This is a genomic window from Citrobacter sp. Cpo030 (assembly GCF_030333005.1).
Classification (GTDB): domain Bacteria; phylum Pseudomonadota; class Gammaproteobacteria; order Enterobacterales; family Enterobacteriaceae; genus Citrobacter; species Citrobacter portucalensis.
The window spans coordinates 1-315 of the sequence record NZ_JAOWGT010000005.1 but is presented as its reverse complement, the minus strand read 5'-3'; the positions used below and the strand labels follow the sequence as shown (position 1 = coordinate 315).

The 315-nt window shown below is 51.4% G+C and carries 1 protein-coding gene; it reads right to left on the bottom strand.

Annotated features, from left to right (window positions below):
- Window positions 1-315, bottom strand: a 315-nt coding sequence (locus OGY37_RS00025) for a transposase (RefSeq protein ID WP_286619748.1), incomplete at both ends; no start/stop codon positions are given.

Sequence of the window (315 nt, the reverse complement as noted above, 5' to 3'; positions counted from 1 at the left end):
TGCTGCCCTGATTTTTCTGTGAGTCTGCCGGATAAGACCCGGGAAGGCTTCTGAGTCCGTCACATTGTTCAGCGACAGGTCTGCACAGATGATTTCATGTGTGTTGCTGTCAACTGCCAGATGCAACTTTCGCCATATACGACGGCGTTCCTGGCCATGTTTTTTGACTTTCCATTCGCCTTCACCAAAGACCTTCAGCCCGGTGGAATCAATCACCAGATGCGCGATTTCACCTCGGGTGAACGTTTTGAAACTGACATTAACCGACTTTGCGCGCTTGCTGACACTGGTGTAATCCGGGCAGCGCAACGGAAC